Source organism: Serratia sp. NFX21, assembly GCF_048517035.1.
GTDB lineage: Bacteria > Pseudomonadota > Gammaproteobacteria > Enterobacterales > Enterobacteriaceae > Serratia > Serratia quinivorans.
On the sequence record NZ_CP183196.1, the window covers coordinates 4,112,836 to 4,136,408 of the forward strand.

Annotated in this window: 25 protein-coding genes; 3 read left to right on the forward strand and 22 right to left on the reverse strand. The window is 56.9% G+C overall.

What is annotated here, in order from left to right; genetic code table 11:
- Positions 1–4 precede the first annotated feature (4 nt).
- The 4 genes from ACNT1W_RS19230 to fabB all read right to left on the reverse strand — a co-directional run bounded on the left by ACNT1W_RS19230 (position 5) and on the right by fabB (position 2,670).
- Positions 5–328 carry a copper-binding protein gene (locus ACNT1W_RS19230; protein WP_419246023.1) on the reverse strand — a complete coding sequence of 108 codons (324 nt, stop codon included), beginning with the start codon at positions 326–328 and terminating at the stop codon, positions 5–7.
- A gap of 68 nt (positions 329–396) precedes the next feature.
- Positions 397–819 carry a hypothetical protein gene (locus tag ACNT1W_RS19235; protein ID WP_419246024.1) on the reverse strand — a complete coding sequence of 141 codons (423 nt, stop codon included), beginning with the start codon at positions 817–819 and terminating at the stop codon, positions 397–399.
- A gap of 204 nt (positions 820–1,023) precedes the next feature.
- Positions 1,024–1,245 (reverse strand): hypothetical protein, encoded by a 222-nt coding sequence (locus ACNT1W_RS19240; RefSeq protein WP_004947462.1) that lies wholly within the window; start codon positions 1,243–1,245, stop codon positions 1,024–1,026.
- A gap of 210 nt (positions 1,246–1,455) precedes the next feature.
- Entirely contained in the window at positions 1,456–2,670 is a 1,215-nt protein-coding gene (fabB, locus tag ACNT1W_RS19245; protein ID WP_012146081.1) for a beta-ketoacyl-ACP synthase I, read from the reverse strand.
- Between the two features lie 170 nt (positions 2,671–2,840).
- On the opposite strand from fabB, the gene mnmC reads away from it, so the two are divergent.
- Positions 2,841–4,862: a bifunctional tRNA (5-methylaminomethyl-2-thiouridine)(34)-methyltransferase MnmD/FAD-dependent 5-carboxymethylaminomethyl-2-thiouridine(34) oxidoreductase MnmC gene (gene mnmC / locus ACNT1W_RS19250; protein ID WP_419246025.1), complete on the forward strand. Its 2,022-nt coding sequence runs from the start codon at positions 2,841–2,843 to the stop codon at positions 4,860–4,862.
- 44 nt (positions 4,863–4,906) lie between these two features.
- Here mnmC and ACNT1W_RS19255 read toward each other — a convergent pair whose 3' ends face one another.
- From ACNT1W_RS19255 to prmB, 6 genes are all read right to left on the reverse strand, one after another.
- Complete coding sequence (locus ACNT1W_RS19255; RefSeq protein WP_012146083.1) at positions 4,907–5,188, reverse strand: YfcL family protein; 282 nt, start codon at positions 5,186–5,188, stop codon at positions 4,907–4,909.
- A gap of 31 nt (positions 5,189–5,219) precedes the next feature.
- Entirely contained in the window at positions 5,220–5,777 is a 558-nt protein-coding gene (locus tag ACNT1W_RS19260; protein WP_012146084.1) for an elongation factor P hydroxylase, read from the reverse strand.
- Between the two features lie 64 nt (positions 5,778–5,841).
- Entirely contained in the window at positions 5,842–6,642 is an 801-nt protein-coding gene (locus tag ACNT1W_RS19265; protein ID WP_012146085.1) for a sulfite exporter TauE/SafE family protein, read from the reverse strand.
- A gap of 3 nt (positions 6,643–6,645) precedes the next feature.
- Positions 6,646–7,473, reverse strand: coding sequence for a penicillin-insensitive murein endopeptidase (mepA, locus tag ACNT1W_RS19270; RefSeq protein ID WP_012146086.1), 828 nt, complete (start codon positions 7,471–7,473; stop codon positions 6,646–6,648).
- Between the two features lie 5 nt (positions 7,474–7,478).
- Entirely contained in the window at positions 7,479–8,564 is a 1,086-nt protein-coding gene (gene aroC, locus ACNT1W_RS19275; protein ID WP_012146087.1) for a chorismate synthase, read from the reverse strand.
- Positions 8,565–8,626: 62 nt separating this feature from the next.
- Entirely contained in the window at positions 8,627–9,559 is a 933-nt protein-coding gene (prmB, locus tag ACNT1W_RS19280; RefSeq protein ID WP_037410747.1) for a 50S ribosomal protein L3 N(5)-glutamine methyltransferase, read from the reverse strand.
- A gap of 170 nt (positions 9,560–9,729) precedes the next feature.
- Between prmB and smrB the strand changes: the two genes are divergently transcribed.
- Positions 9,730–10,260, forward strand: a complete 531-nt coding sequence (gene smrB / locus ACNT1W_RS19285) for an endonuclease SmrB (RefSeq protein WP_012146089.1) — start codon at positions 9,730–9,732, stop codon at positions 10,258–10,260.
- Between the two features lie 65 nt (positions 10,261–10,325).
- Here smrB and sixA read toward each other — a convergent pair whose 3' ends face one another.
- From sixA to ACNT1W_RS19305, 4 genes are all read right to left on the reverse strand, one after another.
- Entirely contained in the window at positions 10,326–10,808 is a 483-nt protein-coding gene (sixA, locus tag ACNT1W_RS19290) for a phosphohistidine phosphatase SixA (RefSeq protein ID WP_012146090.1), read from the reverse strand.
- Between the two features lie 405 nt (positions 10,809–11,213).
- Positions 11,214–13,379 (reverse strand): fatty acid oxidation complex subunit alpha FadJ, encoded by a 2,166-nt coding sequence (gene fadJ / locus ACNT1W_RS19295; protein WP_017893535.1) that lies wholly within the window; start codon positions 13,377–13,379, stop codon positions 11,214–11,216.
- Positions 13,379–14,689, reverse strand: coding sequence for an acetyl-CoA C-acyltransferase FadI (fadI, locus tag ACNT1W_RS19300; RefSeq protein ID WP_419246026.1), 1,311 nt, complete (start codon positions 14,687–14,689; stop codon positions 13,379–13,381). Before fadI ends, fadJ begins: the two co-directional genes overlap by 1 nt.
- A gap of 191 nt (positions 14,690–14,880) precedes the next feature.
- On the reverse strand, positions 14,881–15,177 hold the full coding sequence (locus tag ACNT1W_RS19305) for a YfcZ/YiiS family protein (protein WP_012146093.1): 297 nt from the start codon (positions 15,175–15,177) through the stop codon (positions 14,881–14,883).
- Positions 15,178–15,582: 405 nt separating this feature from the next.
- Here ACNT1W_RS19305 and fadL point away from each other — a divergent pair, with 405 nt between their 5' ends.
- Positions 15,583–16,905, forward strand: coding sequence for a long-chain fatty acid transporter FadL (gene fadL, locus ACNT1W_RS19310; RefSeq protein WP_115184143.1), 1,323 nt, complete (start codon positions 15,583–15,585; stop codon positions 16,903–16,905).
- A 113-nt stretch (positions 16,906–17,018) separates the two neighbouring features.
- On the opposite strand, the gene mlaA is transcribed toward fadL, so the two are convergent.
- Genes mlaA through ACNT1W_RS19350 form a run of 8 tightly spaced genes read right to left on the reverse strand, consistent with a single transcriptional unit; the run spans position 17,019 to position 23,470 of the window.
- The gene (gene mlaA, locus ACNT1W_RS19315; protein WP_012146095.1) at positions 17,019–17,777 is read right to left on the reverse strand and encodes a phospholipid-binding lipoprotein MlaA; all 759 of its coding nucleotides are present in this window, start codon (positions 17,775–17,777) and stop codon (positions 17,019–17,021) included.
- A gap of 35 nt (positions 17,778–17,812) precedes the next feature.
- The gene (gene ccmI, locus ACNT1W_RS19320; RefSeq protein WP_012146096.1) at positions 17,813–19,024 is read right to left on the reverse strand and encodes a c-type cytochrome biogenesis protein CcmI; all 1,212 of its coding nucleotides are present in this window, start codon (positions 19,022–19,024) and stop codon (positions 17,813–17,815) included.
- Complete coding sequence (locus tag ACNT1W_RS19325; RefSeq protein WP_012146097.1) at positions 19,024–19,497, reverse strand: cytochrome c-type biogenesis protein; 474 nt, start codon at positions 19,495–19,497, stop codon at positions 19,024–19,026. The genes ccmI and ACNT1W_RS19325 overlap by 1 nt, the downstream gene beginning before the upstream one ends.
- Entirely contained in the window at positions 19,494–20,045 is a 552-nt protein-coding gene (locus tag ACNT1W_RS19330) for a DsbE family thiol:disulfide interchange protein (protein WP_012146098.1), read from the reverse strand. Before ACNT1W_RS19330 ends, ACNT1W_RS19325 begins: the two co-directional genes overlap by 4 nt.
- Positions 20,042–22,012: a heme lyase CcmF/NrfE family subunit gene (locus ACNT1W_RS19335; protein WP_012146099.1), complete on the reverse strand. Its 1,971-nt coding sequence runs from the start codon at positions 22,010–22,012 to the stop codon at positions 20,042–20,044. Before ACNT1W_RS19335 ends, ACNT1W_RS19330 begins: the two co-directional genes overlap by 4 nt.
- Positions 22,009–22,503: a cytochrome c maturation protein CcmE gene (gene ccmE / locus ACNT1W_RS19340; RefSeq protein WP_419246027.1), complete on the reverse strand. Its 495-nt coding sequence runs from the start codon at positions 22,501–22,503 to the stop codon at positions 22,009–22,011. The genes ACNT1W_RS19335 and ccmE overlap by 4 nt, the downstream gene beginning before the upstream one ends.
- Positions 22,500–22,736, reverse strand: coding sequence for a heme exporter protein CcmD (ccmD, locus tag ACNT1W_RS19345; RefSeq protein WP_419246028.1), 237 nt, complete (start codon positions 22,734–22,736; stop codon positions 22,500–22,502). The genes ccmE and ccmD overlap by 4 nt, the downstream gene beginning before the upstream one ends.
- Complete coding sequence (locus ACNT1W_RS19350; RefSeq protein WP_012146102.1) at positions 22,733–23,470, reverse strand: heme ABC transporter permease; 738 nt, start codon at positions 23,468–23,470, stop codon at positions 22,733–22,735. The genes ccmD and ACNT1W_RS19350 overlap by 4 nt, the downstream gene beginning before the upstream one ends.
- Positions 23,471–23,573: the final 103 nt, after the last annotated feature.

Here is a 23,573-nt window from a genome sequence, read left to right on the forward strand (position 1 = left end):
TCCGTTATTGCCGAGCGGTTGCGATAGCAATCAGCCGGTAACCGCCATCAATCGGCAGGAAGCTGAAATGAACCGCCGTTCCCACAGGCAGTACGGTGAGCGATGGCGATGAGGGGAGCTGGAAACTCATGGTCATGGGCGGCCAGTTGAGCGCCGGAATGGCCTGGTGGGCGATGGACACCTTGCGCTCATCCCAGGCCTTGATGACGCCCTGGCTATGGATTTCGACGGTAGGTTTTACGGCAGAATGCTGCATCGCCATATCGGCGGCGCTGACGGCAGAGGAGAAAAACAGGGTGATCAGTACAGCGGCAAATAAATTACGCATAACGGGTACTCCATTAAATAGTTAACAAACGCGGGTGGCCGTCAGGGACGGCAAAGCGGTTGTCAGAGCTATTCACGGAACCGGCAGAAAACAATCTCCGCCGGCGGGCCTGTTATCGGTGGCGTTTGCCAGGTGTTAAGTGGGATAGAAAGTGACGGGGAAGGAGCAATAACGGCCAACTCGCTGCTGACCGGCAAGGCGGCTAACGTCAGGCTGGCATGATCCTGTTGAGCGGACTCAGGGACACAATGCTTCTCGCACAGCGGCCCCTGGGTTTGCATCTGGTCTGACGAAGGCAGGCTGTTTTGCATATGCATCATATGCTGGGCCATGGGGGCTTCACCGCTGAACTGCAGGTTGCAATTATGGCTGGCCAACGCCAATTGGGTATTCAACAACAGCCAACTGACGACCAATAGCCATGCACAGGCCCGCTTTCTAGCGAAGCGCAAACGGTGCATGAATAAAGAGATGGACGCCAAAGCCGACATCAGGTGATTCCAGAGTGTGGGATAGCCGGAGTATATCGGCCAAGCGCCTGCGCAGGAATGGAATTTACACCCGCTGACAAAGCCGTGTTTGCCAACTGACTGGGAATAAAAATACTTTGATATCAATCAACCGGCGGTGTCTCAGACAAAGAAAAACCCAGCGCGGAGGCTGGGTTTTATACGGGGAAACTCACCGACGGAAGGTTATTTGGTTAACGCGATAATACCCAGCGTCAGACCGGCAACCGCCGCTGCACCACCGGCGATAGCGCCTGCGGTTTCCCAGTTATCCTGAGTGGTGCCTTTCATACAGGTGTTGGTGTGCACCAAACGCCCCTGATCGTCATAGACCGGGACACAAGGTGATTCAGTCGCGCACCCAGCCAAAAATACCGACAGCAGCCCAACTGCAATTAACTTTTTCATACTATTGCCTCAATGTTCGGTCACTCTGAAATGCTACGCCGAGTGATATTCGCGCTATTGAGCCATTGTATGCGCAAAAGGCTGAACGAAGCGTTAATGATCCGTCAGAAGATGTAATTTGAGATAACTCCGAGCGGCCAACCGGCAGGATCGACAGGCATTAAAAAGCCCGCGAAAACGCAGGCTTTATTCTAAAACCTTGAGCCGGTATTACTTCTGCAGCTTACGCATTACCAGCGTGGCGTTAGTGCCGCCGAAACCGAAGCTGTTGGACATCACGGTAGTCAGCTCGCGTTGAGTCGGCTGAGTCACGATGTTCATGCCTGCGGCTTTCTCATCCAGGTTTTCGATGTTGATGCTCGGCGCAATAAAGCCGTGCTCAACCATCAACAGGCTGTAGATCGCTTCCTGCACGCCGGCAGCGCCCAGTGAGTGACCGGTCATGGCCTTGGTGGAGGAGATTGCCGGGGTGTTGTCGCCAAACACTTCACGAATAGCGCCCAGTTCCTTCACATCGCCAACCGGCGTAGAAGTCCCGTGCACGTTCATGTAGTCGATTGGGGTGTCAACGCCCTGCATTGCCATCTTCATGCAGCGCACTGCGCCTTCGCCTGATGGCGCAACCATATCGGCACCGTCGGAGGTCGCACCGTAGCCGATGATCTCGGCATAGATGTGTGCGCCACGCGCCAGAGCATGTTCCAGCTCTTCTACTACCACCATACCGCCGCCGCCGGCGATGACGAAACCGTCACGCGCTGCGTCATAGGTACGGGAAGCTTTTTCCGGGGTGTCGTTGTAGCTGGTGGACAGAGCGCCCATCGCATCGAATTCACAGGCCATTTCCCAGCACAGTTCTTCACCGCCGCCGGCAAAGACTACGTCCTGCTTGCCCAGTTGGATCAGTTCAACCGCGTGGCCAATGCAGTGTGCAGAGGTTGCGCAGGCAGAGCTGATGGAATAGTTAACGCCACGAATTTTGAACGGGGTTGCCAGGCAGGCGGAAACGCCTGAAGCCATGGCTTTGGTCACCATGTACGGGCCAACGCCGCGCAGGCCTTTGGCACGCATGCCGTCGGATCCGGCAACCTGGTTGCGCGGAGAGCCGCCACCTGAGCCAACTACCAGACCGGTGCGATCGTTGGAAACCTGATCGGCAGCCAGACCTGAGTCTTTGATGGCTTCTTCCATGGAAAGATAGGCATAAACGGACGCATCGCTCATAAAGCGCATCACTTTACGGTCGATCAGACCTGTGGTGTCCAGTTTAACATCGCCCCATACGTGACTACGCATGCCGGAATCTTTCAGTTCCTGGGAGAAAGTGATCCCAGAACGTCCTTCCTGCAGGCTCGCCAGGACCTCCTGCTGGTTGTTACCAATGCTGGAGACGATTCCCAGGCCAGTAATCACTGCACGTTTCATTCAGTACCTCTTCCACATTTTTACATTCGGGATTTTGCATCGCACTTTAGCGTACAGATGTACGCCGAACAAGTCCGATCAGCGTTTTTCAGCTTTATTCTTATCCAGTTTGCGCCATAGCGCCAGCGCCGTTAGAATCCCGTCACCCCTTGAGTTACGAGCAACCAACCGTGAGCCACGCCCCGATCCAAACCGCAGCGTTATCCTGGAATGAACAGGGTACACCTGTTTCGAAACAGTTTGATGACGTCTACTTTTCTAATCAGGATGGGCTGGAAGAAACCCGCTACGTGTTTCTCAAGGGCAACCGGCTGCCGTCACGTTTTGCCGAACACCCTCGCCCGCTGTTTATCGTGGCGGAAACCGGCTTCGGCACCGGACTTAATTTTTTAACCCTGTGGCAGGCCTTTGCCGATTTTCATGCCACAACGCCGGATGCCACGCTGCAGCGGCTGCACTTTATCAGCTTTGAAAAATTCCCGCTGCTGCAGGCCGATCTGGCGGCGGCACATGCCCGTTGGCCAGAGCTGGCTCCCTATGCCGACGAGTTACGCGCCCAATGGCCGTTGCCGCTGCCGGGCTGCCACCGCCTGTTGCTGGCGGAAGGCCGCATTACGCTGGATCTGTGGTTCGGTGACGTGAACGAATTGCTACCGCACTTCGACGCCAGCATGCACCGCCAAATCGATGCCTGGTTCCTCGACGGCTTCGCCCCGTCGAAAAATCCGGATATGTGGACCGAGCAATTGTTCGCCGCCATGGCGCGCTTTGCCCGGCCGGGGGGCAGCCTGGCCACCTTCACCGCCGCAGGTTTTGTGCGGCGCGGGCTGCAGCAGGCCGGATTTGAAGTCATAAAAAGCAAAGGTTTCGGCCAGAAACGTGAAATGCTGATTGGCGAGCTGCCTGCCGATGCACCAGCGGTGGCCCACCCCACGCCCTGGTTACTGCGCCCGGCAGCCGACAATACCGACGATATTGCTATCATTGGCGGCGGCGTTGCCAGCGCCTTGACTGCCCTCGCCTTGCTGCGCCGTGGTGCGAAGGTCACGCTGTACTGTGCCGATCCTCAGGCGGCCGAAGGGGCATCGGGCAACCGTCAGGGGGCGCTCTACCCGTTGCTGAACGGTCGGGGAGATGCACTGGAAAATTTCTTCAGCGCCGCTTTCCTTTTTGCCCGCCGCCAGTACGATGCGCTGGTAAAACAGGGAGTGACGTTTGACCACCAGTGGTGTGGCGTCAGCCAATTGGCCTATGATGAAAAAAGTGCCGGAAAGATTGCCAACATGCTGGCAGTTGAATGGCCACAACAACTGGCCGTGGCGGCCGATCGCACCACGCTCAGCGCCCTGTGCGGTATCGACAGTGGTTTTGGCGGCATTAACTACCCACAGGGTGGCTGGCTGTGCCCGGCCGAGCTGACGCGCAATGCGATAGCCCTGGCGCAACATCAGGGGTTAAGCTGTCACTATGAGTCTGACGTCCAAGCCCTGACCGCCACCGACAGCGGCTGGCAGCTCAGTTTCAACCAGGGAGAAACCCGACAGCATGCGACGGTGATCCTGGCCAACGGCCACCGGCTTGGCGAACTGGCACCCAGCGAAGCGCTGCCGGTTTATTCGGTGCGCGGTCAAGTCTCCCATATTCCCACCACCCCAGCGCTGAGCGAATTGAAACAGGTGCTGTGTTACGACGGCTATCTGACGCCGGTCAATGTCAACAACCAACAGCACTGCATCGGTGCCAGCTACCAGCGCGGCGAAACCGCCACCGAATACCGCGAGGAAGAACAGCAGGACAACCGTGCTCGCCTGCTGCGCTGCCTGCCGGAACAGACCTGGCCAGCACAGGTTGATGTCAGCGGTCAGCAGGCCCGCTGCGGCGTGCGCAGCGCCACCCGCGATCATCTGCCGATGATCGGCGCAGTACCGGACTATCAGGCCACGCTGACGCAGTATCAGCATCTGCAGCGCCAGCATCAACGCGGCGAGGCTATCGCCAATGCACCGAGCTATCCCAATCTGTTTGTGATTGGCGCGTTGGGTTCACGTGGGCTGTGCTCGGCACCGCTGGCGGCGGAAATTTTGGCGGCGCAGCTGTTCGGCGAACCCTTGCCGGGCGACGCAGACATGCTGGCGGCATTGAATCCTAATCGGATGTGGGTAAGGAAACTACTGAAGGGACGTGCGGTTTAATGACGGTGTTACGAGGCGCTGTTTTCAGCGCCTCGTAAAACGGATCAGGCGGTCGGCAGTGCGGTTTGGTACAGATTTTCCCACATGCCATACACCAACACCTGGTCCGGCGGCGACAGCTCACCGGCAGCAATGGCTTTATGCAGGCTGCTTTCCACCTGCGTTTTCAGCGCTTCGGCGCTGTGTTCGCCCAGTTCTTCCACTTCGGCAACCGCCAGCGTCAGATGACCGCGCAGGTAGCCACCGGCAAACAGTTCATCATCGCTGGCGTGCTCTACCATGTCATCAATCAGCGCCAAAATGCGCGCTTCAAATTCTGCGATCATCAAATTTCCTCATTAAATAACAACCTGACGGTCAGTTGAGATCTTCCGGATAGGGGAAAAGCTCAGCCGTCAGCGGTGGCGTATTGTAAAACGATTGTAACGCCTGAATAAAGCGCGCAGGTCTTGTGGGTATTCCCTGTTCCAACAGCAACAGTACCCGTTCGCGTACCTTACGCTGGAAGGCGATGCGGTCCGGTTCGCAGTCACCGTTCAGGTTGTCGCAACTGACGTTGAACGGGAATCCCGCCGCCACGCAGAACATCCACTCCAGCGACTGCGGTTTAATTTCTACCGCTTCAAATTCGCTTTGCGTCTGTGCGTCGCGCCCGTCCGGGCAGTACCAGTAACCGAAATCGACCAGTTTACGGCGCTGCTCACCGGCAATGCACCAGTGAGAAATCTCATGCATGCCGCTGGCGTAATAGCCGTGAGCGAAGACAATGCGGTGGTACGGCAGTTGGTCGTCGGCCGGTAAATAAATCGGCTCATCGTCGCCTTTAACCAGCCGGGTGTTGTAATCATCACTGAAGCACTGATTAAAGATATCAATCAGCTGTTCGTATTGATGGGTAGCCTGTGTGTCTGACATAAACAAATCCAATAACCACAAAAATAAAGCGGCAATTATTTCATGTTACCGCTCGCTTGGCATGCTAAAAATGCAGCGCCAGCCACTGCTGAATTTCCGTACCGTGATTGTCGTACAACAGCTTGCAGCTCATCACCAGAGAAACGATGACGATCATCGGGCGGATCAGCTTTTGCCCACGGGTCATCACCATATGCGCCCCGAGGCGCGCCCCCAGCACCTGCCCTACCAACATCACCAGACCGATACTCCACACCACCTTGCCGCCGATGATAAACAACACCAGGCTGCCAAAATTGGAAGTGAAGTTCAGCACCTTGGCGTGAGCGGTGGATTTGGCCAGGTTAAAGCCGCACAGCGTCACATAGGCCAGCGCGTAGAAGGAACCGGCGCCAGGGCCAAAGAAGCCGTCATAAAAGCCCACGCAGCCCCCGGCCACCAGCCCGAACGGCAAGGCACTCAAACGACGCTGTCGGTCACTTTCCCCCAGACGCGGGGTCAGCAGAAAGTACAGGCCGATGCCGATCACCAGCAACGGCAACATTTGCCGTAGCAGATCGGCACGCATGTGCTGCACCAGGATCGCCCCGGCGACAGAACCGATCAGCGCCAACAGAATTGTCAGTTTTTGATCGTTGAGATCAACGGCTCGTCGGCGAATGAAGTACAGGCTGGCGGATAAGGAACCGCCCACCGACTGCAGTTTGTTAGTCGCCAGCGCCTGCGCGGGAGACACTCCCACCGCCAGCAGCGCCGGTACGGTCAACAACCCACCCCCACCGGCAATGGAGTCGATAAAGCCCGCCAGCAATGCCACCACAAACAAAACCCCGAGCATCTCGGGGCCAACGACGAACCAATCCATTTATTATTCCGCAGCGAAATGGTTATTCAGCAAAGCCTGACAGGTAGGCGGTAATGGCGGCGGTACCGGTTTACCCGGCTTGGCACTCGGCTGATGCGGAATGAACCAACTTGCCAGTTCGGCGCCACAGCCGTCGCCCGGCGGTGGGGTATCCTGTTCTTTACACTCCAGGCTACCGGCCGGACAACGCAGGCGCACATGCATGTGCGCACGATGGCCAAACCACGGCCGCACCTTGTGCAACCAGTCACGATCGGCACCGGCATCCAGGCACAGGCGCTGCTTGATCGCCGGGTTGACGAAAATACGCGTCACTTCCTGATCCTGCGCCGCCGCTTTGATCAAGGTTTCAATCTGCGGCTGCCACTGGCGCGCAACCACCTGCTTACCGTCACTGGAAACCAAATCGATCGGTTGCGGCTTCAGTAATTGCTGTGCACTCCAGCGTTGACGCGGCAACTGTAACCAGATGTCGACATCAAGCCCTGACTGATGGCTGGCATGGCCACTGCTGAAGCGCCCACCGGCCGGCATCGCCATATCGCCGATCAGTACCGTACCGAGGTTTTTTTGGTTCGCCTTACTGCTCAGGCGCTGGATAAACGCCAGCAGATCCGGATGGCCGAAGTAGCGGCGTTGATCGGGGCGCATCACCTGATAATCCGGCGAGTTCAACGGCAGCGGCTGGGCACCGATAATGCAACCATTGGCAAAACCGCCCACCGCCTGCGGCGAACCGGCCACCGGGTTCTCGATTTTCTGCCACGGCGTCAACGCCATGGCAGAGCCCGAAGCCATCAGGGCAAGGATGCCCAACATCCAGTTTTTCATGGTGATTACCAGCGTGGGACGTTAGAAACTACATCACCGTTCTGCGCACGTTGGCGCAACAGGTGATCCATCAGCACAATCGCCATCATCGCTTCGGCAATCGGTACCGCACGAATGCCTACGCAAGGGTCATGGCGACCACGGGTGACCATTTCCACGGCTTCGCCCTGGCGATTGATGGTTCTGCCCGGCACCATAATGCTGGAGGTCGGTTTCAGCGCCAGATGGGCGATCACCGCCTGCCCACTGCTGATACCGCCGAGAATGCCGCCCGCATGGTTGCTCTGGAAACCTTCCGGGGTGATTTCATCGCGGTTTTCGCTGCCGCGCTTGGTCACAACGCTAAAGCCGTCGCCAATTTCCACGCCTTTTACCGCATTGATGCTCATCAGCGCATGTGCCAAATCCGCGTCAAGGCGGTCAAACACCGGTTCACCAAGGCCTACCGGCACGTTTTCTGCCACTACGCTGACCTTGGCGCCAATGGAGTCGCCTTCTTTCTTCAATGCGCGCATCAGTTCGTCCAGGGCTTCCAGCTTGTCCGGATCCGGACAGAAGAACGGGTTCTGTTCGACCTGCTCCCAGTCTTTCAGCTCGCAGACCACGTCGCCGATCTGCGCCAGATAGCCACGCACCTGTACGCCAAATTTCTGCTGCAGGTATTTCTTGGCAATCGCCCCCGCGGCAACACGCATGGCGGTTTCACGCGCCGAAGAACGGCCGCCGCCACGATAGTCGCGCACGCCGTATTTTTGTTCGTAGGTGTAGTCTGCATGCCCCGGACGGAACACGTCTTTAATCGCACCGTAGTCCTGCGAGCGCTGGTCGGTGTTTTCGATTATCAGCCCGATGCTGGTACCGGTAGTCACACCTTCAAACACGCCGGAAAGAATACGGACCTGATCCGGCTCGCGGCGTTGGGTGGTATAACGCGAGGTGCCTGGACGACGGCGGTCCAGATCGTGCTGCAAATCAGCTTCGGTAAGCGGAATGCCAGGCGGCACACCGTCTACGATACAGCCCAGCGCCACACCGTGAGATTCACCAAATGTGGTGACGCGGAAAATCTGCCCAATACTGTTTCCTGCCATCGCGGATCCTTACCCTTAATTATTATCTTTGTTGGGCCCGCGAGGACAGGCCCGGAGAATGCTTAGCTGCGGTAGAGGCTGAAATGCTCTTTGCAATCTACCAGTTGCTGTTTGGTCAGCATGAACACCCCGTCACCGCCGTTTTCAAACTCCAGCCAGCTGAACGGAATATCCGGATACTGTTCCATCAGATGTACCATGCTGTTACCCACTTCACAAATCAGCACGCCGTCGTCGCTCAGGTAATCCGGCGCACAGGCCAGAATGCGACGCACCAGCTTCAGACCGTCGCTACCCGCCGCCAGACCCAGTTCAGGTTCAAAGCGGAACTCTTCCGGCAGATCAGACATGTCTTCTGCATCAACGTACGGTGGGTTGGTGACAATCAGATCGTACTGGATCGCCGGAAGATCGCGGAACAGATCGGAACGGATCGGAGTCACCTGCTGTTCAACGCCCAGCGCCTGAATATTGCGCTCGGTCACCGCCAGCACGTCGGCGGAGATGTCTACCGCGTCCACTTCCGCATCCGGGAAAGCATAGCCGCAGGCAATGGCAATACAGCCGCTGCCGGTACACATGTCGAGAATATGGCTCGGCGAATGAGGGATCAGTGCGCTGAAGCGATCGTTGATCAATTCGCCAATCGGGGAACGCGGTACCAGCACGCGCTCATCGACATAAAACTCCAGGTCGCAGAACCAGGCTTTGTTGGTCAGGTAGGCTACCGGAATACGCTCATTGACGCGGCGGATCACGCGTTCAACGATGCGGTGGCGTTCGCTGGAGGTCAAACGTGCAGTGTGCATGTCCTCTGGAATATCCAGCGGCAGGAACAGGCTTGGCAGCACCAATTGCACCGCTTCGTCCCACGGATTATCGGTTCCGTGACCATAGTAGATATCGGCGGCGTTAAAACGGCTTACTGTCCAACGCAGCATATCTTGAATGGTGTGCAGTTCATTCACTGCTTCCTCGACGAAAATTTTGTCCAATTTGCCCTCCGGCAGGCACTGTGATTCATGATTTAGCCGCATAGTTTGCCATGAAGCCCGCGACAAATCACGCTAACCCCTTGCGCTTTTCATTTTGGCGCGAATTTTGCGTCGACAGATACCCGCGACACGGTAAACTACCGCGATAAATGATTTCCGGTGAATGAAAAATGAAGAACAAGCACCCTCTGAGCAAAGATGAATTGCAGCTCTTCAGAGAGTCGGTAGTAGACGCAAAAAAGCTGCGTCAGGACACCATTGTCCACCGTAAACCCAAGCCAAAAACCAAACAGATTGCCCCGCAGCGCCTGCTGCAGGAACAGGTGGACGCCAGTCATTATTTCTCGGATGAATACCAACCGCAGTTGGAAGAGGAAGGCCCGACGCGCTATGTTCGCCCCGGTTACAGTGCTTTTGAGCTGAAAAAACTGCGCCGCGGTGACTATTCACCGGAGCTGTTTCTCGATTTGCACGGCCTGACCCAAATGCAGGCCAAGCAGGAACTGGGCGCACTAATCGCCGCTTGCCGCCGCGAACACGTGCACTGTGCCTGTGTGATGCACGGCCACGGCAAGCATATCCTTAAACAGCAAACACCGCTGTGGCTGGCGCAGCATCCCGACGTACTGGTGTTCCACCAGGCGCCCAAGGAATGGGGCGGGACCGCGGCCATCTTGCTGCTGGTCGAACTGGCCGAGTAAACTGCAGAAATGACAAAAGGGCGATATTTAACATCGCCCTTTTGTTTGGAACCGGCCTGCGGCCCCTACACTTTAGCCATCACCTGCGACGGACTGACCTGCCATTCAAATTTACCGTAGCTACCGTCTGCCGCCAAATCAACGTTGGCGATTGCCGAGGTGGCAAACATCGGCGGACATTCACCCGGGCAAAGCTCTGCCACCAGGTAACCCACCAGCGGCAAGTGAGAGACAATCAGCACCGAGCTGATCCCCTGCTGTGCCAGCACCTGCAAATAACTGCCCACCAGGCTGGCATCCCCGCCCGGCGTCAACTCAGGCAGCACCTCTTCGCTCGCCGGCAAGGTCAAGGCTTCGCGCACCGTGGCCAGCGTCTGCTCGGCCCGCAGATAGGGGCTGACCAGCACTCGTTCAATATCCACAGACTTGGTATTTAACCAGGCCGCCATCTGACGTGACTCATCACGGCCACAAACAGTAAGAGGTCTTACCGAATCGCTGGCCGCATCGAGTGCCGCCTCTCCGTGACGCATAATCAAAACTTGCATATTGCACCGCTGTTGTTGACAAAATAACGCTATACAGAAACGCCGAGCGTGCTGTATCGCCGAGTTTTACAACCCCAAAGCAAAAGCTTTGAAACGATAACGCGCCGTCTCTCTATGGCGGCCGGGCATTTTGCCTGAAAGTTCACGTAAAGAAAACGCTGTTTTTTACATCAAAGGCGTCTCGACACGAATTCAATGCTCACATAACAACCAATTCAACAGGTTAAATTTTAACCTTCTCAACATGAATTTTATTGATGGCGGCCAGTTTTACACCGCCATCGGGCTACGTTACCTCGTCCCTATCCCCCTGTACAGAGAGTGGAATTGCCGGTAGTGCAAGGAGTGATAACGATCACAAAGCCCCTTGATCCTACTCTAGTACAAATCACGTCACCGCGCTGCTCAAGACCCCTGCGGATAGAAGCGCTCGCCCTGCTGGGCCATGCGCTGCAAACGTTCACAGGGCGCAAAATATTCCCCGTGCTGGCGCTGCAGGTACTCCAGCGTTTTAACCACCTTCTCGACGCCCAGCTGATCCATATAACGGAATGGCCCGCCAAGGAACGGTGGGAAGCCAATGCCGAACACTGCGCCGATGTCACCGTCGCGTGCGCTACGGATCACACCTTCATCCAGACAGCGCGCCGCTTCGTTCAGCATCATCATCACGCAGCGCTGGGCAATAACCGCCTGCTGCAAATGCGACTTCGGTGTAATGCCAAGCAGAATATATACCGAGGTATCGGCACGTTTGTGCCGCTGACGTTGCTGGCCTTCGCTCGGATACAGATAGAAGCCACGGCCGTTCTTGCGCCCTTTACGTCCGTCTTTCAGCACCGCATCGAAGGCCGCCGGGGCGGCAAAGCGCGGCCCCAACTGCTCCACCAGTACCGGACTTATCTTGGTACCGACGTCAATACCCACTTCATCGAGCAGGGTTATTGGCCCGACCGGGAAGCCGAAATCGACCAGCGCCTTGTCCAGAGATTCGATCGGCTCACCTTCCAACAGACAACGCGCTGCTTCATTTATATAAGGAGCCAAAATGCGGTTAACGTAGAAACCAGCGCGATCGGCAACCACAATCGCCGTCTTGCCCTGCTTGTGCGCCAACGCCACGGTGGTGGCAATGGTTTCTTCGCTGGTCGTGGCATGGGGGATCACCTCCACCAGCGGCATTTTATCGACCGGGCTGAAATAATGCAGGCCAATCACCTGCTCCGGCCGCTGCGCCTTGGCGGCAATCTGGCCAATCGGCAGCGATGAGGTATTGGAGGCAAAAATAGTGTGCGGGGCCGCGTGTTGTTCGATTTCGGCCACCATCTGCTGCTTGAGCGACAAATCTTCAAACACCGCCTCAATCACTACATCCACCTGGTCAAAACCGCTGTAATCGGTCGAACCGGAGATCAGCATCATCTGTTTTTGTCGCTCTGCCGGACGCATGCGTTTACTGCGAACCCTTTTGCTGAGCACATCCCAACTGTATTTTAACGCGTGGTTAATGCCCGTTTCGTTAACGTCTTTAATTCGTACCGGCAGGCCGCCGCGCGTAGCGGTCACGCAGGCAATCCCACCGCCCATCAAGCCGCCACCGAGGATACCGATACGATGCAATGCGTGAGGTTGTGCATTGCCACCGCGCTCTTTCTTCAACGCGGTAGAGGCAAAGAACAGGCTGCGTAACGCCGCTGACTGCGGGGTCATAGCCAACTCGCCGAAGGCTCTGGCCTCGGCTTCATAACCGCTGGCGCTACCACTATCCAGGCCGGTACGCACCACCTGAATAATGCGCTCCGCCGCCGGATAGTTACCGTGCGTTTTCGCCAGCGTTTTCTTGCGTACAATGCTGAACAGCAGGCTTTTACCCAAGGGGCCGTTGAGCAAGCGCTCCTGCCATGGCAATTCGCGTCGGCTCTGCCAGCCCTGTTTGACTCGTTCGATGGCGGTCTGCAGCAAGATCGATTGTGGCACCGCGTCGTCCACCAGCCCCAGACGCAGCGCCTGGCGCGCCCGAATGTGTTTGCCGGTCAGGATCATGTCCAGCGCCTTGCTGGCACCAATCAACCGCGGCAAGCGCTGAGTGCCGCCGGAACCCGGCAGCAAACCCAACTGAACTTCCGGCAGGCCGAGTGCGGTTTTATCATCCAGTGAGCAGACGCGGCCGTGGCAGGCCAAAGCCAGCTCCAGGCCGCCACCCAGGCAGGCACCGTGAATGGCTGCCACGACCGGAACCTGGAATGCCGCAATCTGTGCCAGGGTGCTTTGGCCTTTTTTCGCCAGCGTTTCGGCTTCTTTGGCTGTGGTACAGGCGGCAATCATGGTGATATCCGCACCGGCAATAAACGAGTCCGGCTTGCCGGAAACGATCACCAGCCCTTCCAGCGCTGGATGCTGCTGCGCGCGGATCAGTACGTCGTTGACCTGTTCGACAAACTCGGCCTTCAGCGTATTGACCTTCTCGCCGGGGACATCAATGGTGATCACGCCTATGTTGTCCGGACGTATCGTCAGCTGAAAGGCTGAGGGTTTGGCTCGCTGTTCGTGCAATGCGTTTTCAAAACTCATTATTCCACCTCTACGATCATTGCGGCCCCTAACCCTCCGGCCGCGCAGGCAGTGGTCAACCCCAGCCCGCCACCACGGCGTTTCAGCTCGTGCAGCGTTTGGGTGATCATGCGCGCGCCGGTAGCGGCAAACGGGTGGCCATAGGCGATCGAGCCGCCCAATACGTTGAATTTATCCATATCCACTTGACCAATCGCCCGGCTGCGACCCAATTTTTGCTGGGCAAACTCGTCACTGGCAAACATCTTCAGGTTGGCCAGGGTTTGTGCGGCGAAAGCTTCATGCATGTCGATAAGCGTCAGATCCGCCAGGCCGATACCGGCGCGATCCAACGCCAGCGGCGTGGCGTAGGACGGCCCAAGCAACATATCTTCCCACACGTCGATGGCGGAGAAGGCAAAGCTGCGCAGGTAGCCCAGCGGTTGTAAGCCCAGCTCTTTCGCCCGCGATTCACTCATCATCAGTACCGCCGCCGCACCGTCGGTCAGGGGGGTGCTGTTGGCTGCGGTAACGCTGCCATGCTTGCGGTCAAATGCCGGTTTCAGCTTCGCGTACGAAGCCAGGCTGGAGTCTTTGCGGACGTTGTTGTCTTCGCTAATTTGGGTGCGATACGGCGGCACGTAGGCGGTCATCACCTCATCGTGCAGCAGCCCCTGTTCCCAGGCTTTGGCCGCTAACTGATGTGAGCGGTGCGCCAACGCATCCTGCTCTTCACGGGTGATGCCGTGGCTTTTCGCCATTTGTTCGGCGGTATCGCCCATTCGCAGACCCGTAGAGTATTCCGCTACCGCCGGGGGAACCGGCATCAGATCACGGAACTTCAGTCGGCTGAACAATTTGAGGCGCTGTGACAGGGTTCGGGCCTTGTTAACGTCCACCAGCGTGCGCGCCAGCGCTTTGCTGACGCCAATAGGCAAAACGGAAGAAGAGTCAGCGCCGCCGGCAATACCGATGCTGATGCTACCGGCCATAATGCTCTCTGCCACGTTGGCAATCGCCTGGAAGCTGGTGGCGCAGGCACGCGACACGCTGTAGGCATCGGTATGCACGCTCATGCCGGTACCGAGCACGATTTCACGCGCAATATTCGGCGCTTCAGGCATTTGCACCACCTGGCCGAACACCAGTTGCTCGATCAACGCCGGATCGATGCCAGTGCGGGCCAACAGTTCACTCACCGCCGTTTTACCCAAATCTACCGCCGGAATACCGTGATAAGCGGTCGCCTGTTTGGCAAAGGGGGTGCGCAGTCCATTTACAATCGCAATACGGTCACCGTGACGGGTCACCAACGGCAGTGCCTTACTCATAAACGCTCCTGAAGAGAATAACGTCAGCACAACGGCCAAAAGAGGTCTGACCTGATGGGGCCATTGTTAACCAAATGTTTACATTTGGCAAACCGTCAGAAGCGAAAACTGAGAGCAGGAGCAACTTTCCAGGGAGGGATTATCGGACAGGTGAAGGTGCGGGTAAGCCCCGCACCCTTTTAAAGCAGCAATTAACGCAGGCCGAGCTGGAAAATAAAGGTTTCTGCCTGGCAGGCAAAGGTGAAATCAGCCACCAGTTCTACACCACCGTCAACCGGTTTAATGCTACTGCTGATGTCGCAAGGGTCAGATTCCACACCCCGGGCTTTTTCAGTCAACGCGGCCAACATTTTCTCTGCATCCTGCTGATTGGTAAACACCTGGCTGTAGGACGCGGTGCAATCGGTATTGTCCATGACGGTGCCAACGTCAACACAGCAACAAGCGGCAGTTTCCTGGGCGCTACATTTATTAAGTGAATTTGACATGGTTAATTCTCCTCAGGGACCGCCATTACGCGCATCCAAATTGCCATTTAAACGCTGGCGCAAAGATACAAGATTCTGCGCCTATTTTACTCTGCGGCGAAACCGATCACTAGCACTTACTTTTTATAGGTGTTTTAAGTGATGGAAATCACAAATGAAAATCGTTGTCTGCTAAGGAATGGTAAGAATTTTGTTATGTACCACTGGTTTTTTGTTAGCCAGATCTCTCTTTTGATATCAATTTGGAAATATTTCAAAAACAATGTTGCAACATTCTCACAGGTCGGACCTATAATTCAGCCACTGGTCTGATTTGTCTGAATGAGATCGGACCCTACAATCGCGCGCTTCCTTGTTACCTTATGTAACATGTTTAAATAATAAACACATAATGAGGTTTTGGTCATGAGCCAGAAAAACCTATTTACTAAATCAGCTCTCGCAGCTGCAGTGGCAATTATTTCTTCAAACGTGTCTGCCGCAGGATTCCAGCTGAATGAGTTTTCATCAGCTGGTTTAGGACGTTCGTATTCTGGCGAAGGCGCCATGGCAGATACCGCGGCTTCCGCCAGCCGTAACCCGGCCCTGTTGATGATGTACACCCGCCCGGAACTCTCCCTTGGCGCGGTATTTATCGATCCGGACGTGGACATTACCGGCAAGTCACCTTCCGGTGCCAGCCTGGACTCCAAGAACATCGCCCCTACCGCCTGGGTGCCAAACCTGCATTATGTTCAGCCAATTAACGATCAATTTGCCGTGGGTGGCTCGGTCACCAGCAACTATGGCCTGGCGACCGAATTCAACGACGGTTACACCGCCGGGGCTTACGGTGGTAAAACCGACCTGACCACCGTGAACCTCAATCTGAGCGGTGCTTATCGTCTGAACCAAAACTTCAGCTTCGGTCTGGGTTTTGATGCGGTTTATGCCAAAGCCAAGCTCGAGCGTTATGCTGGCGAATTGCCGAAATTGATCGCAGGCTCTGGCCAGTTGCCTCCGCAATTGGCGGGCCCGGTATCACAGATCCCGGCGGATACCCAAATTTCTCACCTGAAGGGTGACAAATGGGGCTTTGGCTGGAACGCCGGCATTCTGTATGAAGTGGATGAAAACAACCGTTACGGTTTCACCTACCGTTCCGAAGTCAAAATCAAGTTTGACGGCGACTACAAGAGCAGCCTGCCATCCGCCTATAACCCGCTGCTGGGCGCTCTCGGTCTGCCTATGGGCACCGACGGCACCACCATCCCAGGTTCTCTGGACCTGAACCTGCCGGAAATGTGGGAAATCTCGGGTTACAACAAGGTTGCACCGCAGTGGGCCATCCACTACAGCCTGGCTTACACCAGCTGGAGCCAGTTCCAGGAGCTGAAAGCTACCGGCAACAACGGTCAAACGCTGTTTGAGAAGCATGAAGGCTTCAAAGACGCTTACCGCATCGCGCTGGGTACCACCTACTTCTATGACGATAACTGGACCTTCCGTACCGGTATCGCCTTCGATGACAGCCCGGTGCCGGCCCAGAACCGTTCTATCTCTATCCCGGATCAGGACCGCTTCTGGCTGAGCGCAGGTACCAGCTACGCATTCAACAAAGACGCCTCTGTTGACGTCGGTGTTTCCTACATGCACGGCCAGAAAGTCACCATCAAAGAAGGTCCATACACCTTCGAATCCGTGGGCAAGGCCTGGCTGTACGGCGCCAACTTCAACTACCGCTTCTAATCCTTTCGACGATGAAGCCAAAGCGCCCTGCGGGGCGCTTTTTTATTGCCTACTATTTGCCGGGCGAAAAAAAACCCGCCAGTCGACGGGTTGTTTCTGTTCGCTAACCGAGGTTATTGCGAGTCGATCTCGTCCAAATCACCTTGGATCGCCTGGGCGTTCGGGTTAACTTCCGGTTTCAGTGAACCGCCGTTCGCCAGGAAATCGTTGCGCTGGAAGTAAGCCTCACGCACCATCAGGTATGGATCGGAAGAGTTACGCAACAGGCCGTCGGAATCGAGCAGCTCGGCACGGGTTTCAATCCCCTCAACCACCCACTTGCCTGCCGACATCCAGAAGGTCAGGTAGCTCAGCACCGGATAAAGGTCATCTGCCCAGTCACCGCCCTCTTCACGCAGGGTGAAACTGCCATAGCCCGGCAACATCACATAAGGACCATAGCCGACACCGTAGTGCCCCAGAGTGCTGCCGAAACGGTTCGGCTCTTCGCGTGCCAGTTTCGGGTTAGCCATGCCAGCCACGTCGATCAGGCCGCCCATCCCCAACAGGGTGTTGAGGAAGAAACGGTTAAAGTGGATCATCCCCTTGTACGGATCACCTTTCAGGAAGGAGTTGACCATGCTGGCCGGCTCTTCCAGGTTGGAGGTGAAGTTGCTGATGCCATTACGCGCCGGCATCGGCAGGTAGTCACGCCAGGCCACGGCCACCGGGCGCAGGACATACGGATCCAGGACGTTATAGTTAAAGTTGAACATCGTCCGGTTAAATCCTTCCAGAGGATCGGATCGCCCTTGTGGTTCATCTTGTGGCGTGCTGGCACAGCCCACCAATAACACCGTTGTGAAAGCCAGCCCAGTCAGGCGAAAGTTCATATTCTTCTCCATGAAAACACGTTCGGTCTTTTTATTCAGGGGACCTGTTTGTTTATCTGAACGTCAATCTGCTCTTTACCGCTGAAATTCTGCAGCGCACTCTCACCGAACCAGTCACCCGCCTGCGGCGTGGCCAGACCGTCCTGAGAAATCCGCACCCGCACCTTGACCTGATGCTGGGCCGAAAGCAGCCGCTCAGGCATCATGGCATTGCTGTCATCCAGAGAGAATGACAGGGGGAAACGGCTTAAAGGCAGTTGTTTTACCGCCACCGGCACCGGATTGGCACCATCGGTCACCGAGATTACCAGCGTCCCCTGCGGCGGCAAAGCGTTAGTCGCCTGCGGCGATAACGTCACGTTAACGCCAAGTTTAACAGTTTCTCCGCCTGCCTGTGTTTTTGCTTGTGCAATACTGCGCTTTATCACTTCGGCGCGTTGATCATTGGCCGGCAACAGTTTCAGCATGACCTGCCAGGCACCAATAGCCTGCTTGAAATCGCCCTGCTCAAAGGAATTAAACGCCAACAGGCTCAACACGCGCAGATTGGTATGATCTTCGGCGATCATCTTGCGCAGCATCTGGGTGGCCTGCTTGTTATCCTCTGGATCGTTGGAGCGCGTCAAGACTTCCGCATAACCGAGGCGCACTTCCAGACTATTCGGATCGAGCTGATAAGCATGGGCGAATGCCTGAGTGGCGGTGGTGGCGTTATTCAATGCCATGCCGACCCGGCCCAGCATCATCCAGTCGTTGATATTGCGGTCGTCCTGTTGCAACGCAGTACGCAGCCCCAGGCCGAGACGAGCAATCTCTTCCATGCTCAGCGGTTGGGCGCGCTCATTGCTAACCCGAGCGCGTAGTTCCGGCATTTGAGCTTCCACCTGCTGCCAGTCCAGCACCTGCGCCAACCCACCGGTTTTCAGATAGAACCCCAGGGTGACCACCACCAGTAACGCTACGCCGGGCACCAGCGCCCAACGGTTGATCGGCTTCGCCTGCACGTCCTGCTGACCGGGGATATCATTGAGCAGATTTTGCTGCAGTTCCTTCACCATCTCCGGACGCTCGGTAACCACGCCCTGATCTTCGTCCTGCTCCAGTTCGTGCAGACGATCCTGATAAAATGCTTTATTCAGCGTATCGCGGCTAGCGGCAGTGCTTTTGTCGCTTTGGCGCATCGCCGGCACCACCAGTAACGCCGCAGCGCCGACCAGCAATACAATAATAATCAGCCAAAAAGCCATTAGGGTTTCTTCCTGTCAGTCTCTTTCAGCAGCGCTGCCAAACGCTGTTGCTCCTGCTCGGAGAATTCATCGTTAGCGTTAGCAGCACCGGCGCGGCGACGGCGAGTGCGCAGTATCACTACCGCCCCGCCGATCAGCACAAACAGCAACGGGCCAAGCCACAGGATCAGCGTCGCCGGCGTCACCGGCGGTTCGTAGGTGACGAAATTGCCGTAGCGCGCCACCATGTAATCGATGATCTGCGGCTTACTCTGCCCCTGCATCATCAGCTCATACACCTTGGTGCGCATGTCCGCCGCAATGATGGCGTTAGAGTCGGCAATGCTGTTGTTCTGGCATTTCGGGCAGCGCAGCTGCTCGGTCAGCTCACGGTATTGCTGTTCCTGCTCCACCGATTTGAACTGATAGGTATCAATAGCCGCAGCCGCGCTCCAGCTCAGCAGCAGAGCGAAGACCAGGGTCATCAGCCTCATGCCTCACCCCCGTATTTTTTGTACAGCGGCAACACTTCCTGCTGCCAGACGCGCTCATTCATATCCCCGGCGTGGCGATAGCGAATAATGCCTTGTCCGTCGATGAGGAAGGTTTCCGGCGCGCCATACACGCCCAGATCCAGCCCCAGCATGCCGTCGCCGTCATACAGGCTGAGCGCATAAGGGTTACCCAGCGAATTTAGCCAGGTCACCGCCTTACTACGATCGTCTTTATAGTTCAGCCCCACTACGCGGATACCGCGCGCGGCCAACGTATTGAGATATTGATGTTCGGCACGGCAGGTCGGGCACCAGGTGGCCCAGACGTTCAGCAGCATGGGTTTGCCATTGCGCAGCACCGCCTGATCGTAAGTCTTGCCGGGGCTTTCGAGCGATTCCAGTTTGAAGGCCGGTACCGGTTTGCCGATCAACGCCGACTCCAGCATGGTCGGATCCTCGCCACCGGCATTGCGCGTCAGTTGCACCATAAACGCCGCCACCAGCAGCAGGAACAGGATTAACGGGATAAACAGCAGCTTACGGTTCATGCCTGCTCCTCCAGCTTGCCTTCACGCTTGAGTTTTTTGCTCATCCGGTAGCGCGGGTCGAGAATACACAGGATGCCGCCGACCGCCATAAATACCCCACCGAACCAGATCCAGCGTACAAAGGGTTTATAGTACAACCGCACGGCCCAGGAGCCGTCGTCCAGCTCTTCGCCCAGTGCCGCATACAGGTCACGGCTGAAGCCACCGTCGATGGCCGCTTCGGTCATCATGCTGCGCGCCACGCTGTAGTAGCGTTTCTCCGCGTGCAGCGTCGCTTCCGGCTTGCCGTTACGCGTGACGTCGATGATACCGACGCCGCCGGTATAGTTCGGCCCACGGATATCGTGCACATCACGGAACACAAAGTGATAGTTATGGATATCCACGCTGTCGCCAGCCTTCATGCGGACGTCGCGTTCCACGCTGTAGTTCTGGCTAAAGGCAATACCGATTACCGTCACCGCGACGCCAAGGTGACCCAGCACCATGCCCCAGTGACTGCGGGAAAGATGGCTCAGGCCACGCCAAAAACCGTGGCGATGAGTAGCACGTTCGTGCAGTTCCATCAGCGTCAGGATAATGACCCAGACCGCCATAATCAGCCCCACCACCGTCATACCGGCGATGCTGTCTTGCAGCAGCCACGGCAACAGGACTGACAGCACCAGCGTAATCACCAGCGCCACGCTCAGGCGACGCCACAGCTTGGTCGGTTCATCACGGCGCCAGCGCACCAACGGGCCGATGCCCATCAGCAAGGCCATCGGGGCCATCAGCCAGGTAAACATGGTATTGAAGAACGGCTCGCCGATAGAAATACTGCCCAGGCCAAGCTGTTTATGCACCAGCGGCAACAGCGTGCCCAGCAACACCACCAGCGTCGCGGCAATCAACAGTACGTTGTTGCCCAACAGGAAGGTTTCACGCGAGAAGGTTTCATGCTGCACCCGGCTGCGCACCTGGCCGCCTTTGACCGCGTACAGCAGCAAAGAACCGCCGATCACAATCACCAGATAGGCGAGGATAAACATGCCACGCGCCGGATCGGAGGCAAAGGAGTGTACCGACACCAGCACGCCGGAACGCACCAGGAAGGTGCCCAGCAAGCACAGCGAGAAGGCGGTAATCGCCAGCAGCACCGTCCAGGCCTTGAAAGTTCCGCGTTTTTCGGTCACCGCCAGCGAGTGCATCAGCGCCGTACCGGCCAGCCACGGCATAAATGAAGCGTTCTCTACCGGATCCCAGAACCACCAGCCGCCCCAGCCCAGTTCGTAATAAGCCCAGGCTGAGCCCAGCACGATACCCATGGTGAGGAACACCCAGGCCGCGGTAGTCCAGGGCCGCGACCAGCGTGCCCAGGCGGTATCCAGCCGGCCGGCCATCAGTGAGGCAATAGCAAAAGCAAAGGCCACCGAGAAGCCGACATAGCCCATGTACAGCAGTGGCGGATGGAAAATCAGGCCGATATCCTGCAGCAGCGGATTGAGGTCACTGCCGTCGATCGGGAAATTCGGCAAGGTGCGGGTGAACGGGTTGGAGGTCATGATAATGAACAGCAGGAAACCCGCGGTAATCATGCCCATCACCGACAGCACGCGCGCCACCGCGTCTTGCGGCATCGCACGGCTGCACAACGCCACCGCCAGTGACCAACAGCTGAGCAGCAACACCCACAGCAGCAGTGACCCTTCATGGGCGCCCCAGGTGGCGGCGATGCGGTAATACACCGGCAGTTGCGTGTTGGAGTTGGCGGCCACATAAGCCACGGTAAAATCATTGACCACAAAGGCATGCACCAGGCAAATGAACGCCAGCGCGATAGCGGCAAACATGCCATAGGTCAGCGGACGCGCCACCGCCATCATGCGGCGATCCTGACGCGCTGCGCCCCACTGCGGGTAAATGCTCAGCAGCAGCGAAATCGCCAGCGCCAGACACAGCAGAAAACTTCCCGTTTCCGGCATCATGATTTAGCGCCCTCGTTCCGCGGGGTGGCGTAAGCCGAAGCCGGCCCCTTATGGTTTTCTTTCATTGCGTCGGCCACCTCCGGCGGAGTGTATTTTTCATCGTGTTTCGCCAGCACTTCACGCGCATTGACCACGTTGCCTTCGCCCAATACGCCCTGCGCTACCACACCCTGCCCCTCACGGAACAAGTCCGGCAAAATACCGGTGTAGGTGACATCGATCGCGCCGCGCGCATCGTAGACCTTGAAGCTGACCTGCAGCGTTTTCTGATCGCGTTTTACCGAGCCGGGCATCACCATGCCGCCGATACGCAGGCGTTGGCCCACTTCCGGCTTCTCATGATTTTCGCCCTTGCCCTGCAGAATTTCGCTCGGGGTATAAAACAGATCGATGTTGGAGCGCAGCGCATACAGCATCAGGGTCGCGGTAAGCGCAACACCGATCAGCACTACGATCGCCAGATACAGGCGACTTTTACGACGTGGATTCACAATGATTTCTCCCGCGGGTTGGCGGATTTTTGTTTCGACTGCTGCGACTGACGAATGCGTCGCTCACGCGCCTGACGGCGGCCGATCTCAGCGAGCAATTGCCGGCGCTGCCAGAAAGTATGCGCCACCAGGCCCAGCAGCGAGAGCAGCGTAACGGCCACCGCCAGCCAGACGTAGAAGGCGTAGCCCCCCATGGCGAAAAACGCCTGCCAGGAAGTAAATGCGGCATTCATGGTTGGCGCTCCTTATTGACCAGCCCGGCGACCCACGGACGCTGACTTTCCTGAGACAAAATCAAATTGCGCAGGCGCATCAAAGTAAGAGTAATGAAGAACAGCAGGTAGCCGAGGATCGCCCAGCGCAGCGGGGTGCGCATGCTTGGCGCGATGCTCTGTTGCATATTGGTCGACCCCTGATGCAACGTGTTCCACCATTCGACCGAGAAATGAATAATCGGGATGTTCACCACCCCCACCAGCACCAAAATACCGGCGGCGCGGCCCGCCAGGCGGCGATCCTCAAAGGCGTTATACAACGCGATAATGCCGATATACAAGAACAGCAACACCAACTCGGAGGTCAGGCGTGCGTCCCATACCCACCAGGTGCCCCACATCGGCTTGCCCCAGGCAGAACCGGTGACCAGGGCAATAAAGGTAAATACCGCGCCGACCGGCGCCATCGCCGCGACCACCGTATCGGACATTTTCATCTGCCACACCAGGCCGATAAATGCCGCTACCGCCATGGAGCCATAGATCCCCATCGACCACATGGCGGCCGGCACATGGATATACATGATACGGAAGCTGTCGCCCTGCTGATAATCCTTGGGTGCGAAACCAAAGCCCCATACCCAACCCAGCAGCAGGCAGGCCGCTCCGGCCAGCCCCAGCCAGGGGATAAAGCGGCCACAGACACGATACAGCCGTTCAGGCTGGGCAAACTGATGTAACCATTTCCACATTGTCGTCATTGCTCACGGTAAATTTATACGGTGGCCGCCCTGTTGACCAAGGCGACGAAAATTACTGGTGCGGTGCAACACGCTCTTGATGGCGTTAACCCGC

What these genes read in the sequence shown, in the direction of transcription:
- ACNT1W_RS19230 (WP_419246023.1), bottom strand. Translation starts at nt 328, where the DNA reads ATGCGTAATTTATTTGCCGCTGTACTGATCACCCTGTTTTTCTCCTCT.
- ACNT1W_RS19235 (WP_419246024.1), bottom strand. Translation starts at nt 819, where the DNA reads ATGTCGGCTTTGGCGTCCATCTCTTTATTCATGCACCGTTTGCGCTTC.
- ACNT1W_RS19240 (WP_004947462.1), bottom strand. Translation starts at nt 1,245, where the DNA reads ATGAAAAAGTTAATTGCAGTTGGGCTGCTGTCGGTATTTTTGGCTGGG.
- fabB (WP_012146081.1), bottom strand. Translation starts at nt 2,670, where the DNA reads ATGAAACGTGCAGTGATTACTGGCCTGGGAATCGTCTCCAGCATTGGT.
- ACNT1W_RS19255 (WP_012146083.1), bottom strand. Translation starts at nt 5,188, where the DNA reads ATGATCGCAGAATTTGAAGCGCGCATTTTGGCGCTGATTGATGACATG.
- ACNT1W_RS19260 (WP_012146084.1), bottom strand. Translation starts at nt 5,777, where the DNA reads ATGTCAGACACACAGGCTACCCATCAATACGAACAGCTGATTGATATC.
- ACNT1W_RS19265 (WP_012146085.1), bottom strand. Translation starts at nt 6,642, where the DNA reads ATGGATTGGTTCGTCGTTGGCCCCGAGATGCTCGGGGTTTTGTTTGTG.
- mepA (WP_012146086.1), bottom strand. Translation starts at nt 7,473, where the DNA reads ATGAAAAACTGGATGTTGGGCATCCTTGCCCTGATGGCTTCGGGCTCT.
- aroC (WP_012146087.1), bottom strand. Translation starts at nt 8,564, where the DNA reads ATGGCAGGAAACAGTATTGGGCAGATTTTCCGCGTCACCACATTTGGT.
- smrB (WP_012146089.1), top strand. Translation starts at nt 9,730, where the DNA reads ATGAAGAACAAGCACCCTCTGAGCAAAGATGAATTGCAGCTCTTCAGA.
- sixA (WP_012146090.1), bottom strand. Translation starts at nt 10,808, where the DNA reads ATGCAAGTTTTGATTATGCGTCACGGAGAGGCGGCACTCGATGCGGCC.
- fadJ (WP_017893535.1), bottom strand. Translation starts at nt 13,379, where the DNA reads ATGAGTTTTGAAAACGCATTGCACGAACAGCGAGCCAAACCCTCAGCC.
- fadI (WP_419246026.1), bottom strand. Translation starts at nt 14,689, where the DNA reads ATGAGTAAGGCACTGCCGTTGGTGACCCGTCACGGTGACCGTATTGCG.
- ACNT1W_RS19305 (WP_012146093.1), bottom strand. Translation starts at nt 15,177, where the DNA reads ATGTCAAATTCACTTAATAAATGTAGCGCCCAGGAAACTGCCGCTTGT.
- fadL (WP_115184143.1), top strand. Translation starts at nt 15,583, where the DNA reads ATGAGCCAGAAAAACCTATTTACTAAATCAGCTCTCGCAGCTGCAGTG.
- mlaA (WP_012146095.1), bottom strand. Translation starts at nt 17,777, where the DNA reads ATGAACTTTCGCCTGACTGGGCTGGCTTTCACAACGGTGTTATTGGTG.
- ccmI (WP_012146096.1), bottom strand. Translation starts at nt 19,024, where the DNA reads ATGGCTTTTTGGCTGATTATTATTGTATTGCTGGTCGGCGCTGCGGCG.
- ACNT1W_RS19325 (WP_012146097.1), bottom strand. Translation starts at nt 19,497, where the DNA reads ATGAGGCTGATGACCCTGGTCTTCGCTCTGCTGCTGAGCTGGAGCGCG.
- ACNT1W_RS19330 (WP_012146098.1), bottom strand. Translation starts at nt 20,045, where the DNA reads ATGAACCGTAAGCTGCTGTTTATCCCGTTAATCCTGTTCCTGCTGCTG.
- ACNT1W_RS19335 (WP_012146099.1), bottom strand. Translation starts at nt 22,012, where the DNA reads ATGATGCCGGAAACGGGAAGTTTTCTGCTGTGTCTGGCGCTGGCGATT.
- ccmD (WP_419246028.1), bottom strand. Translation starts at nt 22,736, where the DNA reads ATGAATGCCGCATTTACTTCCTGGCAGGCGTTTTTCGCCATGGGGGGC.
- ACNT1W_RS19350 (WP_012146102.1), bottom strand. Translation starts at nt 23,470, where the DNA reads ATGTGGAAATGGTTACATCAGTTTGCCCAGCCTGAACGGCTGTATCGT.